Origin of the sequence: Rhodococcus sp. PvR044 (genome assembly GCF_040548995.1) — a bacterium.
Lineage (GTDB): Bacteria > Actinomycetota > Actinomycetes > Mycobacteriales > Mycobacteriaceae > Rhodococcus_G > Rhodococcus_G oryzae.
In genome coordinates this window covers 1,237,206-1,253,827 of sequence record NZ_JBEPSX010000001.1, presented here as the reverse complement: position 1 = coordinate 1,253,827, position 16,622 = coordinate 1,237,206, and the positions used below count along the sequence as shown (strand labels likewise).

Annotated in this window: 16 protein-coding genes; 4 read left to right on the top strand and 12 right to left on the bottom strand. The window is 70.3% G+C overall.

All coding sequences use genetic code 11. The features are described from left to right. The first annotated feature begins 1 nt into the window (after window position 1). Window positions 2-1,297, top strand: coding sequence for a carotenoid oxygenase family protein (locus ABIC28_RS05720; protein ID WP_269588124.1), 1,296 nt, complete (start codon window positions 2-4; stop codon window positions 1,295-1,297). A gap of 26 nt (window positions 1,298-1,323) precedes the next feature. Here the strand turns inward: ABIC28_RS05720 and ABIC28_RS05715 are convergent, their stop codons facing one another. The 8 genes from ABIC28_RS05715 to ABIC28_RS05680 form a co-directional block, all read right to left on the bottom strand. Continuing rightward, on the bottom strand, window positions 1,324-2,382 hold the full coding sequence (locus ABIC28_RS05715; RefSeq protein WP_354577884.1) for a beta-ketoacyl-ACP synthase 3: 1,059 nt from the start codon (window positions 2,380-2,382) through the stop codon (window positions 1,324-1,326). A 94-nt stretch (window positions 2,383-2,476) separates the two neighbouring features. After that, entirely contained in the window at window positions 2,477-3,532 is a 1,056-nt protein-coding gene (locus ABIC28_RS05710; protein WP_354577882.1) for a hypothetical protein, read from the bottom strand. Beyond that, the gene (locus ABIC28_RS05705; RefSeq protein ID WP_097211226.1) at window positions 3,525-4,466 is read right to left on the bottom strand and encodes a hypothetical protein; all 942 of its coding nucleotides are present in this window, start codon (window positions 4,464-4,466) and stop codon (window positions 3,525-3,527) included. The genes ABIC28_RS05710 and ABIC28_RS05705 overlap by 8 nt, the downstream gene beginning before the upstream one ends. 86 nt (window positions 4,467-4,552) lie before the next feature. Then, a complete protein-coding gene (gene hflX, locus ABIC28_RS05700; RefSeq protein ID WP_097211225.1) occupies window positions 4,553-6,052 on the bottom strand; it encodes a GTPase HflX in 1,500 nt (499 codons plus the stop codon). A 45-nt stretch (window positions 6,053-6,097) separates the two neighbouring features. Next, entirely contained in the window at window positions 6,098-6,967 is an 870-nt protein-coding gene (gene dapF / locus ABIC28_RS05695; protein ID WP_097211335.1) for a diaminopimelate epimerase, read from the bottom strand. Between the two features lie 134 nt (window positions 6,968-7,101). Then, on the bottom strand, window positions 7,102-7,947 hold the full coding sequence (locus ABIC28_RS05690; RefSeq protein WP_097211224.1) for a TrmH family RNA methyltransferase: 846 nt from the start codon (window positions 7,945-7,947) through the stop codon (window positions 7,102-7,104). Then, on the bottom strand, window positions 7,944-8,861 hold the full coding sequence (gene miaA, locus ABIC28_RS05685) for a tRNA (adenosine(37)-N6)-dimethylallyltransferase MiaA (protein WP_097211223.1): 918 nt from the start codon (window positions 8,859-8,861) through the stop codon (window positions 7,944-7,946). The genes ABIC28_RS05690 and miaA overlap by 4 nt, the downstream gene beginning before the upstream one ends. Continuing rightward, window positions 8,858-9,571, bottom strand: a complete 714-nt coding sequence (locus tag ABIC28_RS05680; protein ID WP_097211222.1) for a class III extradiol dioxygenase subunit B-like domain-containing protein — start codon at window positions 9,569-9,571, stop codon at window positions 8,858-8,860. Before ABIC28_RS05680 ends, miaA begins: the two co-directional genes overlap by 4 nt. 161 nt (window positions 9,572-9,732) lie before the next feature. Between ABIC28_RS05680 and ABIC28_RS05675 the strand changes: the two genes are divergently transcribed. Next, a complete protein-coding gene (locus ABIC28_RS05675; RefSeq protein WP_354577878.1) occupies window positions 9,733-11,082 on the top strand; it encodes a DUF349 domain-containing protein in 1,350 nt (449 codons plus the stop codon). Here the strand turns inward: ABIC28_RS05675 and ABIC28_RS05670 are convergent. From ABIC28_RS05670 to ABIC28_RS05655, 4 genes are all read right to left on the bottom strand, one after another. Next, window positions 11,079-12,020, bottom strand: a complete 942-nt coding sequence (locus tag ABIC28_RS05670; protein WP_097211220.1) for a tellurite resistance/C4-dicarboxylate transporter family protein — start codon at window positions 12,018-12,020, stop codon at window positions 11,079-11,081. The genes ABIC28_RS05675 and ABIC28_RS05670 overlap by 4 nt on opposite strands. A gap of 97 nt (window positions 12,021-12,117) precedes the next feature. Further along, complete coding sequence (locus ABIC28_RS05665; RefSeq protein ID WP_097211219.1) at window positions 12,118-12,693, bottom strand: Rv2732c family membrane protein; 576 nt, start codon at window positions 12,691-12,693, stop codon at window positions 12,118-12,120. After that, the gene (gene miaB / locus ABIC28_RS05660) at window positions 12,690-14,240 is read right to left on the bottom strand and encodes a tRNA (N6-isopentenyl adenosine(37)-C2)-methylthiotransferase MiaB (protein WP_354577875.1); all 1,551 of its coding nucleotides are present in this window, start codon (window positions 14,238-14,240) and stop codon (window positions 12,690-12,692) included. The genes ABIC28_RS05665 and miaB overlap by 4 nt, the downstream gene beginning before the upstream one ends. A 57-nt stretch (window positions 14,241-14,297) precedes the next feature. Further along, window positions 14,298-14,729 carry a group III truncated hemoglobin gene (locus tag ABIC28_RS05655; protein ID WP_097211217.1) on the bottom strand — a complete coding sequence of 144 codons (432 nt, stop codon included), beginning with the start codon at window positions 14,727-14,729 and terminating at the stop codon, window positions 14,298-14,300. Between the two features lie 167 nt (window positions 14,730-14,896). Here ABIC28_RS05655 and ABIC28_RS05650 point away from each other — a divergent pair, with 167 nt between their 5' ends. Further along, window positions 14,897-15,625 (top strand): amino acid ABC transporter ATP-binding protein, encoded by a 729-nt coding sequence (locus tag ABIC28_RS05650; RefSeq protein ID WP_097211334.1) that lies wholly within the window; start codon window positions 14,897-14,899, stop codon window positions 15,623-15,625. A gap of 73 nt (window positions 15,626-15,698) precedes the next feature. Next, complete coding sequence (locus tag ABIC28_RS05645; protein WP_097211216.1) at window positions 15,699-16,532, top strand: glutamate ABC transporter substrate-binding protein; 834 nt, start codon at window positions 15,699-15,701, stop codon at window positions 16,530-16,532. Window positions 16,533-16,622 lie beyond the last annotated feature (90 nt).

Genomic DNA, 16,622 nt, shown 5'->3' with positions numbered 1-16,622 from the left:
CATGACCGTCCCACATCTGACCGGCAATTACGCACCGGTCACCGAGGAACTCACCGCCTACGATTTGCCCGTCACCGGAACCATCCCGGCCGAGTTGACCGGCTGGTACCTGCGCAACGGCCCCAACCCACACGCCGCGGCCTCCAAACACTGGTTCCTCGGCGACGGCATGGTGCACGGCGTGCGTCTCGAAGGCGGACGTTCAGTCTCCTACCGCAACCGGTGGGTCCGCACCACGACCTTCACCGAGGGCGCACACGGTCGTGACAGTCGGGGCAATCGGGATCTCGTTGCCGGCGTGGCCAATACCCACGTCATCCGGCACGCGGGGCGCACCCTCGCACTGGTCGAATCCTCGTACCCGTACGAATTGACCTGCGACCTCGACACTGTCGGCCCGCACGACTTCGACGGCAAACTGACGACCGCCATGACCGCGCACCCCAAGACGTGCCCGATCACCGGCGAACTGCACTTCGTCGGCTACGACGTCTTCGAGCCGTATCTGACCTATCACCGCGCCGATGCCGCAGGCAACCTCGACGTGAGTCGAGCGGTCGAGGTGCCGGCCGCCACCATGCATCACGACTTCAATCTCACCGCGCAGCACGTCGTATTCATGGATCTCCCGGTGTGTTTCGACCTGGAGTCCGCGCAAGCCGGAACGGGTATGCCGTTCCGGTGGAACGACGACCATCAGGCCCGGCTGGGCGTACTGCGCCGCGATGATCCATACGGTGAGATCCGCTGGTTCCCGATCGACCCTTGCTATGTCTTCCACGCGCTCAACGCGCACGACGAGCCCGGACGAATCGTCCTGCACGTCATGCGGTATCCGAGCATGTGGCGGGCCGATTCGCACGACTTCGAGCAGGCCACACTGTGGCGGTGGACCATCGATCTGGTCGCCGAAACGGTTCAGGAGGAGCAGCTCGACGACCGTGTCGCGGAATTTCCTCGGATCGACGATCGGCTCGCCGGTCTCGACACCCGATTCGGACATGCCAGCGTCTCGGGCAGCAGTGGCGCACTGATCCGTTACGACTTGCACAAGGGGTTCAGCTCGGCTCACGAATTCGGCCCCGGCCGGATTCCGGCCGAGGCGTCATTCGTCGCCGCCGATGAAAACCCCGGCGGCGACGGCTACCTCATGACCTATCTCTACAACGCCGACAGCGATCGCAGTGATCTGGTCATCCTCGATGCGGGCGATCTCGCCGCACCGGCGGTTGCGACCATTCACCTACCGAGCCGGGTGCCCTACGGGTTCCACGGTAATTGGCTCGCCGACAGCTGAGGTCGATCGGCGCGCTGCGTGTCAGCTCAGAAGCTCGTTTCGACGGGCACCGGCGGCAAGGTGACGACCTGGCCCGCGTAGCTCAGCCCGGCGCCGAAGCCGAGCAGCAGGGCCAGCTGTCCGCCCTTCGCCTTGCCCGTCACCAGCATCTCCTCCATCGCGAGCGGAATCGACGCGGCGGACGTGTTGCCGGTGTTCTCGATGTCGTTCGCGACGGGCACGCCGTCCCCGAGGCCCAGGTTCTTCTTCATGAGGTCGTTGATCCGGGCATTCGCCTGGTGAGGGACGAAGACCTCGATGTCCTCGATCGCGACGCCGGACTCCGACAGGATGCTGCCGAGGGCCTTGGGCAGGGTGATCGCGGCCCATCGGAAAACCCGGGGGCCCTCCATCGACACCACCATGCGGCCGATCTGCTCGGCGTCCGCGCCCTGGGCCTGCAGGGCCTCCGCGCGGTCCATGTAGGCGGGGATGTCGTAGTTCTGGCTGATGGCGGCGGAGTTCTCGCCGTCGCTACCCCACACCGTCGGCGAGATGCCGTTCCGCTCGCTGGGGCCGACCACCACCGCACCCGCGCCGTCGCCGAAGATGAAGGCGGTGTTGCGGTCGGTCGGTTCCATCACCACGGACATGGTCTCGACACCGATGACCAGGACATACTCGGCCGAGCCGGACCTGATCATGTCGGTGGCCACGCCCAGCCCGTAGCCGAAGCCGCCACAGCCGGACGCGAGGTCGAACGCCGCGATGCCGTTGATCCCCAGCTCGTGCGCCACCTGCGGGGCGCCGTGCGGGATCTTCGTCTTCCAGCTGCCGGTGGCGAGGACGAGCGCGCCGATCTGCTCCTTGTCGATGCCGCTGTTCTTGATCGCCCGCTCGGCCGCGGCAACGGCCATCGACTTCGCGGTCTCGTCGCCGCTGATCCAACGACGGTTGCGGATCCCGCTGCGCTCGTAGATCCACTCGTCCGACGAGTCGAGTACCTCGCACACCTCGGCGTTGCTGACGATCCGCTGGGGCCGGTAGGCGCCGATACCGAGCAGCGACACGTTCTCGTGCCCCTTCTTGACCGCAATGTTGAACATCTGGAGCTTGCCCCTTCGCCGCTGTGAGAGTTGTCCGCCGTTCGGCTGACGTGTGAATCGGCATGGAGCCTACCGACCCGAACCCGACAACTGTTCAGTTCCGTCGACGCCGCGAGCGGATCCGCCACCACAGCACGCCGCCGACGATGACCACGAGCCCGGTGCCGACGGCCGCGGCGATCAGCGCCGCGGGGTCCACCTGCAGCGCGTACCCCACCGACGCGGCCCCGGGGGTGACCAGCCCCTCCGCCCCGTACAGGACCCGGATCGGTGGCAGCGGTCCGCCGTTCGCCTCGGACGCGCTGAGCAGGTCGCCTGCCGGGGTGAAGGCGATGGCCTCACCCTGCGGCTGGTCCGACATCGGCACCCGGGTCGGTTCGGCACCGGTCAGCGCCGCCACGACGTCGCCGTCCGGCGCCGGGTACAGGTACACGTCGGTGTAGGTGCGCAGCGCCACCACTGTGCCGTCCGCGCTGACCGCGCCGCCGGTGATCATGGTCGAGGCAGCGAACGGGATCGGGCCGCCGGGCGTCTCGGTGGGCTCGAATCCGATCTGCCCCACCCGTTCCAACGCGGTGGGTCCCGGGCTCGGCAACTGCTCGGCGCGTAGTGCGCCGGCGGGACGGTAGATGCCGCTCGCGCCGAACAATTCCTTCGTCACGAGCACCGGGACCCCGTCGCTGCCAAGGAGGATCGCCTCCGCGTCGTGAGCGCCGTCCGGGTAGGTGAGCCGGCGCAAGGTGCCTGCGCCGGTGCCGGTGTCCATGTCGGTCAGCGCGACGGTGGTCCGCGCACCGGCGTTGTCGCCGGTGTCCGAAAGCCACAACCGCCCGTCGGCCTGGGCGAGGTCTTCCACGTCGAACGGGTCGACGGGCAGGGGCAACGTGCCGGTCACCCGGCACTGATCGTCGAGGACCCGGATCGCATCGTCCGTCCCGCTGTCGGCTGCCGCGTAGATCCCGTCGTCGGTGACGGCCAGACCGGACACCTCCTCCAACGCGGGATCCGTTGGAGTGCAGAGGTTCTCCCACGCGACATCGACGGTCTCGATGGGCCCGGGCGCCGAGCTCGGCTGGGCCGCCGCGGGCAGCGTGCTGAGAACGGCCGAACCAAGGACAGTGACGGCCACCGCCGCGAGGCGGCTACGCACCGAGGTCGACCAGTCCGGTGGCGCCGCGCAGGACCTGAATCGGCGGCAGCGGACCGCCGTTCGTCTCGGACGCGCTGAGCAGGTCGCCGTCCGGGGTGAACGCGATGGCCTCACCCTGCGGCTGATCCGGCATCGGGACCCGCACCGGCGTCGCGCCGGTCAGCGCGGCCGCGATGTCGCCGTCGGGCGCAGGGTAGAGGTAGACGTCGGTGTAGGTGCGCACCGCGACGACCCGGCCGTCGGCGCTGACCGCGCCACCGGTGACCAGGATCGACCCCGCGACCGGCATCGGGCTGCCGGGAGTGTCGGTGGGCGCGTACGCGATCTGCCCGATGCGTTGCAGCGGCGCCGGGCCGGGGCCGAGCTGGTCCAGGGTTGCGCCGCTCGCCGGTCGGTAGATACCGCTGGCCGCGAGGATCTCCTTGGTGACGATCAACGGTCGGCCGTCGTGGCCGACCAGCAGCGTCTCCGCGTCGTGCGCGCCGTCCGGGTAGGTGAGCAGGTGCCTCGCGCCTGCGCCGGTGACGGGGTCCACGTCGGTCAGCGACACCTGCTGGCGGACCTTGGTGTTGTCGCCGGTGTCCGAGAGCCAGAGCCGACCGCCCACCATGGCCATGTCCTCGACGTCGACCGGGGTCGGCGGCACGGCCACCGTGCCGGTGACCCGGCACTGGTTGTCGAGCACCCACACGACGTCGTCGGTGCCACTGTCACCGATGGCGTAGATCGTCTCACCGGTAGAGACCAGCCCGGAGATCTCCGCGAGCCCGGGATCGGTTGGGGTGCAGAGCGTCTCGAAACGCGCGTCGGACGCCTCGGAACCGGTCGAGGAGCCGGCGGACCCGCTCGAGCCCGGCGCGGCCCCGGCCGAGGCCGCGGTCACCACGGCCGACGCGACCACCGCCAGCGCGAGTACCGCCAGCCTGCTATGCATCGGCGCAGCAGCAGGATCCGGCCGCGGTGCCCGCAGCCTCGAGACAGGCAGCAGCGCCCGGTTCCGTCATGTCCGTTCCCGTCCGGTCAGGCGCTGTGTCGGTACTCCTGGAGTGCGGAGGCCAGCGCCTCCGGCACCTTCGCGCGCACCAGTGTGCCTTCCGCCTCGTGCGAAGACCCGAGAATTCGCCCATCCGAGTGGATGCGGGCCACCAGGTCGCCGCGGGTGTACGGCACCAGCACGGTGACCTCCACCTCCGGCGCCTTCACGATCTCGGCGAGGCACTCCCTCAGCTCGGCGATCCCCTCACCGGTCCGCGCGGAGACGAACACCGCACCGGGCAGCAGCCCCCGCAACTGGGTGAGCATCACCGGATCCGCGGCGTCGATCTTGTTGACCACCAACAGCTCGGGCGGCGCAGGCGAATCGGTCTCGCGGAGCACCTCGGTGACCACCTCGCGCACCGCCTTGATCTGATCGGTCGGCAGCGGGTCGGAGCCGTCGACGACGTGCAGCAGCAGGTCGGCGTCGGCGACCTCCTCCAGCGTCGACCGGAACGCCTCGACCAGCTGGGTCGGCAGGTGCCGGACGAAGCCGACGGTGTCGGTCAGCACGTACTGGCGGCCGTCCTCGAACTCCGCCTTGCGGGTGGTCGGGTCGAGGGTGGCGAACAGTGCGTTCTGCACCAGCACGCCCGCCCCGGTGAGCGAGTTGAGCAGGCTGGACTTGCCGGCGTTGGTGTATCCGATGATCGCGACCGAGGGCACCTCGTTGCGCAGACGCTGGGTGCGTTTGGTGTCGCGGGCGCCCTTCATCTCCTTGATCTCGCGGCGCAGCTTCGCCATCCGCTCGCGGATCCGGCGGCGGTCGGTCTCGATCTTGGTCTCGCCCGGTCCGCGCGTTCCCACGCCGCCGTCCTTGCCCGCGCGGCCACCCGCCTGCCGGGACATCGACTCACCCCAGCCGCGCAGCCGCGGCAGCATGTACTGCATCTGCGCGAGCGCGACCTGCGCCTTGCCCTCGCTGGAGGTGGCGTGCTGGGCGAAGATGTCGAGGATCAGCGCGGTCCGGTCGATGACCTTGACCTTCACGACCTTCTCCAGCGCGTTGAGCTGCGCGGGGGTCAGCTCGCCGTCGGCGATGACGGTGTCGGCGCCGGTGGCGAGCACCACCTCACGCAGTTCGTTGGCCTTGCCGGAGCCGATGTAGGTGGCGGCATCGGGCTTGTCGCGGCGCTGCACCAGCCCCTCGAGCACCTCCGAACCCGCGGTCTCGGCGAGCGCGGCCAGCTCGGCCATGCTCGCCTCGGCCTGCTCGGCCGTGCCGTGGGTCCAGACGCCGACCAGCACCACCCGCTCGAGGCGGAGTTGTCGGTACTCGACCTCGGTGACGTCGGTGAGCTCGGTGGACAGTCCGGCGACCCGGCGCAGCGCCGCGCGCTCGTCCAACTGCATCTCGCCGACCGAGGGGTCATGGCCCGCCCAGTCGGTGTCGCGGTCGGTGGCGTCGTGGCCATCGGCGCCGTCGTGCTCGGCGTCGATGTGATCGAGGATCGGTGTCTTCGTGATACGCGGTGTTTTCGTCATACAAGACCCATGGTCCCACGACCGACCCTCCTGGTGCACGCGCATTTACGCGAGCGCGTTCCACCAGTCGTCGTCGATGCGCCCGGAGCCGACCAGAACCGACGGCCCCCGCAGTTCGGCGGCGCCGTCGCGCACGGCGACCAGGACCTCCCCGCCCGGCACCCGCACCCGGACCTCGCCCTCCTCGCGCCCGTCGGCCCGCAGCGCAGCGGCGGCGGCCGCGACGGTGCCGGTACCGCAGGACCGCGTCTCGCCGACCCCGCGCTCGTACACGCGCATGTCGACGACGCCGTCGACGAGCGGCGTGAGGATCTCGATGTTGACCCCGTGTGGGAAGAAGTCCGCCGCGAACTCGGGCGCGGCGGTCAGGTCGAGCGCGGCGAGCTTGTCGGCGGTGAGCGACTCCTCGACGCAGGCCAGGTGCGGATTGCCCACGTCGATGCCCAGCCCGGTGAACGTCTGGCCGCCCACGGTGGCGCTGGAGGACCCGAGCTCGGTGACCGTGCCCATGCCGACGCTCACATCGGCCGTCCATCCGTCGCAGCGGTGCACGACCACGGGCCTGGCACCCGCGCGGCTGCCGACCACGAATTCCGCGGCTCCCTCGAGGCCGGTGGCCCGGAGGTAGTGCGCGAACACCCGGACCCCGTTGCCGCACATCTCGGCGATCGAACCGTCGCCGTTGCGGTAGTCCATGAACCAGTCGTCCTCGCCGACGCCCTCGGGCAGCGCGTCGAGGACGCCTGCCGCGCGCAGGGCGCCCGCCCTGGCGACCCGCAGGACGCCGTCGGCGCCGAGTCCTCGACGCCTGTCGCACAGCGCGGCCACCCGATCGGCGCGAAGGTCAAGGCGCACGTCGAGGTCTGGCAGCACCACGAAGTCGTTCTCGGTGCCGTGGCCCTTGCTGAATTCCATGCCGATCATGCTACCGAGCGGCGGGTACGGTTCGCCGACCCCGGCGAACAGCGCCATCCGCGCGGCGAGCCGGCCCGCGAGGGCCGCCGACGACCCGTCCGGGTGCGACGTCCAGTCCGAATCCCACTCGTCGCTCATCCGCGCTGCCTCGCAATCTCGTAGAGGCAGACCGCGCCCGCGCTCGGCGCGCCGAGGGAGCTGGCCGCACCGCCGATCGGGATGCTCACGGTGACGTCGCAGGCCGCGCGCCAGGAGGCGCTCATCCCGCGGGTCTCGTTGCCGATGACCAGGATCGTGCCCCCGGTGAAGTCGTGCTCGAAGATCGGCACGTCGCCGTCCTCGTCGGTGCCGACGATCCGCAGCTCGGTGCCGCCGTCGCGGACCCGCGCCCGGTAGGCCAGCACCTCGTCGGCGTCGGAGGCCGTCAGCACGGGTACGGCGAACAACGATCCCGTCGAGGCGCGAACGCACTGCGGGTCGTAAGGATCGGCCGCGTGCCCGGCGACGATCACCGCGTCCGCGCCGAAGGCATTGGCCGACCTGATGAGGGTGCCAAGGTTGCCGGGCGAGGAGGGCCGGTCGAACACCACGAGCAGGGGCGACGCACCGGTGAGGTCAAGCGAACCCAGCCCGCGATGCCGCTGCTTCGCGACCGCGATCAGTTCGGGTGAGGCGTCCTTCTCCCCCAGCTCCGCCATGAGTTCGCCACTGACGCCGACCTTCTCGTGCTGCCAACCGTCGAGCACCCCGCGGGCCCAGGACGAGAGCGGTGGCCCGTCGATCCGGTACAGCAGAGCCTCCAACGGCCAGTCGTGCTCGATCGCGAGCGTCAGCGGTCGCACGCCCTGAATCAGGAACCGCGCCGACTTCGTCCGCTTGGCGCGGGTGTTCAGGTACGACTCCCACTGCTGAAAGCGCGCATTGCGCACCGTGACCCGCGCCTCACGGGCCGCGAGTCTGCTCACCGGCTTCTTGCTCACTGGCTCCCCACAATCGTCATTGCTCTAGAGATCACATCGCGGTCACCGCCGTCGAGCCAGTGCACCCGCTGGTCGCGCCGGAACCAGGAACGCTGCCTGCGGACGTACCGCCTGGTCCCGATCAGGGTCCGCTCCCTGGCCTCGTCCATGTCGTACTCGCCGTCGAGGGCGGCCAGCACCTGGGCGTAGCCGATGGCCCGCGGGGCCGTCACACCCTCGCGCAGTCCCACCTCGATGAGGCCGAGAACCTCCTCGACGAGACCGCCGTCGAACATCAACCGGGTGCGCAACCCGATTCGTTCGTCGAGCTCCGCGGTGTCGCGATCCACACCGAGAATAACCGTCCCCCAACGCGGTTCGCCGATGGCCGGTGCGGAGGCCGCGAACGGCCTGCCGGTGAGCTCGACGACCTCGAGGGCCCGGACCATCCGCCTGCCGTCGGTCGGCAGGATCGTCGCGGCGGCCTCGGGGTCCGCCTTGAGGAGTTCCGCGTGCACCCCCGCCACCCCGCGCTCGGCCAGCACGGCCTCCCAGCGTGCCCGCACGGTGGGATCGGTTGCGGGGAACGACCAGTCGTCGAGCAGGGACTGCACGTACATCATCGAGCCGCCGACGATGATAGGCACCGCACCGCGGGCTGCGATCTCCTCCACGTCCGCCCTCGCCGAACTCTGGTAGTTCGCGACGGTGGCCGTCTCCGTGACGTCGAGCACGTCGAGCTGGTGGTGCGGGATGCCGCGGCGCTGATCCGGTGGCAGCTTGGCGGTCCCGATGTCCATGCCGCGGTACTGCTGCATCGCGTCGATGTTGACGATCTCACCGCCGAGCCGCTCCGCGAGGTCGAGTCCGAGGTCCGACTTCCCGGTCGCGGTCGGGCCGACCACCGCGACCGGTACGGGTGTGCGCTCGCTCACGGCAACCACATGCCCACGTGGTAGCCGACGCCGAACGGCGCGCCCCGGTAGTAGGTCCGGCACTCGCTCGGAGCGCCCCTGAACAGCCCGGCCAGCACCTGCCAGGCCGCGCGCCCCTCGATCCCGATGTCGAGGCAGACCACCGGATCGAGTTCCGCCAGGTACTCGGCGTCGCCGGAGTCCAGTGCCCGGTCCAGCTCGGCCTGCGCCTCGGGCGCCCGCTCGTCGAACGAGCCCGGCGCCTTGGCCGTGAGCGTCCGGGCGCCGTCGGCTACCACCAGCACGCCGTGGGGTCGGGGGTCGGCCTCGAGGCGATCACGCAGCCGGGCGCCGAGTTCGGCGCAGTACACCGGCGAGGTGTCCTCGGCCACGATGATCGCGTCCACGACGGTCTCGGCGGGCGCCGCGGCTCGCAGCCAGCCGGCCATCAACGCGGCCAGCGGCAGCTCCGGGTCCAGGCCCGCGGCGGCGGGCGACAGCGCGACGCGCACGTCCGCCCCGTAGCCGCGGAAGGTGCCCGCCGCGGTCGCCGGGATCTCGCATTCGGTGCGTCCGACGCCGATCGCGGTCCAGCGGGTCGCGAGCGCGCCGAGCCGCGCGGCCACGTGCTTCGAGGCCAGTCGCAGCTCGTCCGTCTCGGTCGCCGCGCCGCCCGCCAACTCGGGTATCAGCAGGGGTGGCGAGGGGATGAGAGCCGCGGCGGTGAACACACTGGGCCACGGTAGTCGACGGCGGAATCCCCGACTTCGGGGTCTGACCTGTTTCAATAGTCCTGGCCACGTGCAGCGGGTTGAATGGAACCCACATGTACGAGTGGCACTGAGACCTACGACGCAACGGCAGCCGTGACGCGCGGCAGAGATGAGGAGTCATGACCGACAGCAGCGCACCCAAGCCAGGCGCCCCGAAGCCAGGAGCGCCCAAGCCCGGCGCCCCCAAGCCCGGCGCGATCAAGCCGTTGGCCGCCGCCCCCGCCGTGGCGCACCCGCCCACCCTGGCTCCGCCGAGCGACCCGAGCCTCTTCGGCCGGGTGGACGAGGACGGCACCGCCTGGGTCAAGACCACCGACGGCGAGCGCCAGATCGGTTCCTGGCAGGCCGGTGACGCGGCCGAGGGCCTTGCCCACTTCGGTCGCCGATACGACGACCTTGCCACCGAGGTCGGATTGCTGGAGGCCCGGCTCGCCTCGGGCGCCGGCGACGCGAAGAAGACCAAGGCCGCCGCCGTCGCGCTCGCGGAGTCGCTGCCGACGGCCTCGGTGATCGGCGACATCGATGCGCTCGCCCGCAGGCTGGACGTGATCGTTGCCGAATCCGATCAGGCCGCGGCGGCCGCGAAGGTCGAACGCGAGCACGAGCGGGAGGAGCACACCCACCGCAAGGAGGAGCTCGCCGCTGAGGCCGAGCAGATCGGCGCCGAGTCCACCCAGTGGAAGGCCGCGGGCGATCGGCTGCGCGAGATCCTCGACGAGTGGAAGACGATCCGCGGCGTGGACCGCAAGATCGACGACGCGCTCTGGAAGCGGTACTCGAAGGCCAGGGAGGCGTTCAACCGGCGTCGCGGCGCGCATTTCGCGGAACTCGACCGCGACCGTGCCTCCGCGAAGGTCGTCAAGGAGGAGCTCGTGGTCCGCGCCGAGGCGCTGTCCGACTCCACCGATTGGGGCCCGACGGCCGCCGCCTTCCGCGATCTGCTCACCGAGTGGAAGGCCGCGGGCCGGGCGCCGCGCGACGCCGACGACGCCCTGTGGAAGCGGTTCAAGGGCGCCCAGGACGTGTTCTTCGCAGCCCGCAACGCCGCGGCGTCCGAGCGCGACGCCGAGTTCGACGAGAACGCCACCGCGAAGGAGGCGTTGCTGCGCGAGTTCGGCGACATCAATCCCGAGAAGGACCTCGAGGCCGCCCGCGCCGCGCTGCGGGACCTGCAGGACAAGTGGGACGCCATCGGGAAGGTGCCGCGCGAGCGCATGCACGATCTCGAGGGCAAGCTGCGCGCGATCGAGAAGAAGGTCCGCGACGCCGTCGATTCCCAGTGGCGCCGGACCGATCCCGAGGCCATGGCCAGGGCCGCGCAGTTCCGCGAGCGGGTCGCGCAGTTCGAGGACCAGGCCGCGAAGGCGACCGCCGCGGGCAAGACCAAGGACGCGGAGAAGGCCCTCGCCCAGGCGCAGCAGTGGCGCGAGTGGGCCGAGGCCGCCGAGGGCGCGGTCAACGGGCTCTAGCCGGCGCTGGTGTCCGCGGATCCCGCGGACACCAGGTGCCCGGCCGAGGCCACCAGCAGGATCACGCACACCACCGCCGCGGGCCAGATCAGCACCAGCCCGATCGATCTGAGCCAGGGCGCTCCGATCGCGTCGGCGACCGTGATCGTGGCCGCGGCGGTCATCCCCATCGGAAACGCGGTTGACCAGCGCCGCACGTCGAATCCCAGGCGCGGCCACCGCACCTCACAGATCACCAGCGCCACGTACCCGGCGAGGTCCAGGGCCAGGATCACCGCCGCGGCGACCCGGATCACGGTGTGCGGCCAGCCATTCCAGCCGGCCGCGTCCATCGCGACGATGAGCTTGCCCGCCGCGAGCGCGCTGATGGCCAGTCCACCCGCGCACACCCAGTGGTCACCCGCGCCGGTCTTGAACTGCGCGAACGAGAACCGCGAGAGCACCACGAGGTACGCGATCAGTCCGAGGACGAAGGTCGCCGCCGCCACCGGGGTGAGCCAGGACGCCGGGAGCGCCACCGCGAGGGTCGCGCCGAGGACCACCAGTCCCTGCGTCGCCACGCACAGCAGGAAGTGCGCCCCGACGGTCGGTCCGGTCCAGTGCCCGATCACGGCGGGCATCAACACCGCCCAGACGAGAGCGGCCAGGCACAGCGCGAGCACCGCGATCGCGTCCCAGCCGAGCGGGGCGACCCGGGTGCCGAGGACCGTGGTCGCCGCGACCGCCGTCAGGGCTGCCGGGGTGTCGGCCTCCGCCACCCAGCGGGCCCGGTCCCCGACCAGTCGCGTGAGGAAGACGCCGACGAGCACCGCCCAGATGCCGGCCCCGATGACCAGCCAGATCCTGGAGAACCACTCGATGTCGGCCAGGTGCAGCGCGACCGACACGATCCCGGTCGCCATGGCGGCGGCACCGGCCCCAGGCGGCACGGCGCTCATGGCGCGGTCCGCGGCGACTACATCGTGATGGTGACTGCGCACCGACCCAGCATGACGGCAGCCACGGCGCCGCGCCGGACGAATCCGGTCGGGCCGGTCAATCCTTCTGGTCGCCCCAGATCGTCCGCTGCTCTGCCTCGGCCGTCTTCTGCCTGCGTTCCTGCTCCGCGGCCAGCTGCAGCGAGGTGCGGCTCCAGACCACCTTGAGCCAGTGGAAGGTCAGCACCAGCACCGCGATCCAGCCGAGGATCAGGCCGATGCCGGGCCCGCCGCCCGTGCTGGTCGGGGGCAGCGTCTGCCGCGACCAGATGGCCAGCATGCCGAACACGAAGGCCACCGCGCAGCCGGCCGACGCGATCCAGGCCAGCGCCCAGCGGCGGGTGACCAGAGCAAGCACGCTCACCCCGACGCCGAACACCATGGCGAGCCACACGAATATGCGGGACGGCAGCGCGATCGACTCGGCGATGGCGGTGTCGTCGCCCGCGAGCACGTCCCACCCGTTCGCGGACCCGGCGTGGGGCAGCATGAACGAGAGCAGGAGCACCAGCACGGCCACCGCGACGACGACAGCGCGCATCCCGGGGTCGATCTCCCCGGCGACCTTCCGCTCGGCCGCGTCGATGTCCTTGCGGTACTGCTCGATGGGGTCCTCGTGCGCGTCTTTGCTCATGCTCCACATCCGGTTGCGGTGGGCAGCGGCGCGGGCGCGCCGATCTGCGGTAGGCCCAGCCCCACGCCGATGGGCGGCGTCTTGGGGGTGATGCCACGTTCGTGCGAGTCGCCCGCCCTGGTGCGGCGGTGGCTGAGCACCGGGCCGTCGGCGATCAGGTGGTGCGGGGCGGCGCCGGTGATCGTCGCGGTGATCACGTCGCCGGGGCGGATGACGCCGTCGAGCCTGCCCTCCGGGCGGAAGTGCACCAGCCGGCCGTCGCGGGCGCGCCCGCTCATCCGCTGGGTCGCCTCGTTCTTGCGGCCCTCGCCCGCGGCGACGAGCAGCTCGACCTCGGCGCCGAGCAGCTTCTGGTTCTCCTCGAGGGTGATCTGCTCCTGCAGCGCGATCAGCCGCTCGTACCGTTCCTGGACGACCGCCTTCGACAGCTGGCCCTCCATCTCGGCGGCGGGGGTACCGGGACGCTTGGAGTACTGGAAGGTGAAGGCGCTGGTGAAGCGGGCCTTCCGGACCACGTCGAGGGTCTCCTGGAAGTCCTCCTCGGTCTCCCCGGGGAAGCCCACGATGATGTCGGTGGTGATCGCGGCGTGCGGCATGGCCGCCCGGACCTTCTCGATGATGCCGAGGAACTTGGTCTTGCGGTAGGAGCGGCGCATCGCCTTGAGCACGCGGTCGGAGCCGGACTGCAGCGGCATGTGCAGCTGGGGGCACACGTTGGGGGTGGTGGCCATCGCCTCGATCACGTCGTCGGTGAACTCGGCGGGGTGCGGGGAGGTGAAGCGGACCCGCTCCAGACCCTCGATGTTCCCGCAGGCGCTGAGCAGGGCGGCGAAGGCGCCCCGATCCCGGGGGACCTCGGGGTCGGCGAAGGAGACGCCGTAGGAGTTGACGTTCTGGCCGAGCAGGGTGACCTCGAGGACACCCTCGTCGACCAGGGCCTGCACCTCGGCGAGGATGTCGCCGGGACGGCGGTCCACCTCCTTGCCGCGAAGCGCGGGCACGATGCAGAACGTGCAGGTGTTGTTGCAGCCGACCGAGATGGACACCCAGCCCGCGTAGGCGGACTCCCGCTTGGCGGGCAGGGTGGAGGGGAAGGCCTCGAGCGACTCGAGGATCTCCACCTCGGCCCTCTGGTTGTGCCTGGCCCGGTCGAGCAGGGTGGGCAGCGAGCCGATGTTGTGGGTGCCGAACACCACGTCCACCCAGGGCGCCTTCTTGACCACGGTCTCGCGGTCCTTCTGAGCCAGGCAGCCCCCGACGGCGATCTGCATGCCCGGGTGCGATGCCTTGGTGGGTCGGAGCATGCCGAGGGTGCCGTACAGCTTGTTGTCGGCGTTCTCGCGGACGGCGCAGGTGTTGAACACCAGCAGGTCGGGCTCGGCCCCCGGCTCCGCCTTGGTGTATCCGGCGTCCTCGAGCAGACCGGACAGGCGCTCGGAGTCGTGCACGTTCATCTGGCAGCCGAACGTGCGTACCTCGTAGCTACGCGCCACCTGGTCGTCGGAGTCGCTGTACGCCGCGGGGGTCTCTCGGTCGATCGTGTCCACGTCAACAAGGGTACGGCCCCGTCAGGGGGCGCTCGCACGCCCACGTTTGCCTGCGGCTCAGGCCGGCGGGGCCGACCCCGGTACGCCGAGCCGCAGTGCTTCCGCGGCGACGCTCGGCAGCCCCGACAACCGCCGGTTCATCGAGGTCGCGATCCCGGCGCCCTGGACCTTGGCCCGGTCCGCGTGCGGACCCGCGAACATCTCGTCGACGGTGCGGTGCCAGAGCTCGAGCCAGCGGTCGAAGTGGGCGGCCCCGAACGGATGCTGTGACCGGACCCGCTGGTGCACCCGGAACGCGCTCCCCCGGTACGTCCCGGCGCCGAACAACACCGTCTCCCAGAAGTCGCACATCACCGGCAGGTGGGACTCGAGGCCCTGTTCGCGCACCTCCGTGAACGGCTCCGCGAGCAGGTCGTCGACCAGGGCCCGGCCGTAGAACCGTCGGAGCAGGGCCTCCACGTCGGCCCGGCAGGTCAGGTCCCCGGTCATGCGCTCCCCTTTGCTTCCTGGCGTGTTCGGCCCGGCAAACCTACCGGGACCACGGCGCGGCGCGGCCCGCAAAGGTCGCGGTGCGCCGTCCCGACCCCCTAGGGTCTTGGGCTATGACGAACGCGGGTGAATCGGGGGCTGCCACCTCGGTGGCCGACTCCCCCACCATGATCTCGATGAAGTCGGTCCAGAAACACTTCGGTGACCTGCACGTGCTTCGCGACATCGACCTGGAGGTCCCGACCGGTCAGGTCGTGATCGTGCTCGGGCCGTCGGGGTCAGGAAAGTCCACGCTGTGCCGAACGATCAACCGGCTCGAGCCGATCGACTCCGGAACGATCGCGATCGACGGCAAGGAGTTACCCGCCGAGGGCCGGGCGCTCGCCGCGCTGCGGGCCGACGTCGGGATGGTGTTCCAGTCCTTCAACCTGTTCGCGCACAAGACGATTCTCGAGAACGTGATGCTCGGGCCGATGAAGGTGCGCAAGAAGAGCAAGAGCGAGGCCAAGCAGCGGGCGACGGAACTGCTCGAGCGGGTCGGCATCGCCAACCAGGCGGACAAGTATCCGGCCCAGCTCTCGGGCGGGCAGCAGCAGCGGGTGGCGATCGCGCGGGCGCTCGCGATGAACCCCAAGGTGATGCTGTTCGACGAGCCGACCTCCGCGCTGGATCCCGAGATGGTCAGCGAGGTCCTCGAGGTGATGATCTCGCTGGCGAAGGAGGGCATGACGATGCTCGTGGTCACCCACGAGATGGGGTTCGCGCGCCGCGCGGGCAATCGCGTCCTGTTCATGGCCGACGGCCTGATCGTCGAGGACACCGATCCCGAGACCTTCTTCACCGCACCGGAGACCGACCGCGCCAAGGACTTCCTTGGCAAGATCCTGGGCCACTGAGCTCGGGACACTCCTCCTGGCAGGGCCCCACCCGCCACCCTTCACCACCGTTCTGACCACAGAGAGGAACACCATGAGGATCACTCGCGCACTACGACTCGGCGTCGGCATGGTCGCGATCGCCGTCGTCGCCACCGCATGCGGAGGCGACGAGCAGAAGAACGCCTCGGAGAGCGCCGAGAGCGGCAAGCTGACCGTCGGCATCAAGTTCGACCAGCCCGGACTCGGCCTGCGCAATCCGGACGGCACGTTCACCGGCTTCGACGTCGACGTCGCCACCTACGTGGCCGACAAGCTGGGAGTGCCCGCCAGCGGGATCACCTTCAAGGAGTCCCCCTCCGCCCAGCGCGAGACCCTGATCCAGAACGGCGAGGTCGACTACATCGTCGCGACGTACTCGATCACCGATGCCCGCAAGGAGAAGGTCGACTTCGCAGGCCCGTACCTGACCACCGGCCAGTCCCTGCTGGTGCGCTCGGACAACACCGACATCACCGGCCCCGAGTCCCTCAACGGCGGCAAGAAGCTGTGCTCGGTGACCGGTTCGACGCCCGCACAGAAGGTCAAGGACAACTACGCCAAGGACGTGCAGCTGCAGGAGTTCGACACCTACTCGGCCTGTGTCGAGGCGCTCCGCAACGGCGCGGTGGACGCGGTGACGACCGACGCGGTCATCCTGGCCGGCTACGCCGCCCAGTACCCCGGCCAGCTCAAGGTCGTCGGGCAGCCGTTCACCACGGAGAACTACGGCATCGGACTCGCCAAGGGCGACACCGAGACCCGCAACAAGATCAACGACGCGATCGAGGCGATGATCGCGGACGGCTCCTGGCAGGCGGCGCTGGAGAAGAACGTCGGCCCGTCCGGCTACCCGATCCCGGCTCCGCCCACCGTCGACCGCTACTAGCCGGCGCTACGCGCCAGTGGTGCGGTTACGGAGGGCCTGCTCTCTGTAACCGCACCACTGCGGCGCAGCCGCATCATCTTCACGACTCGG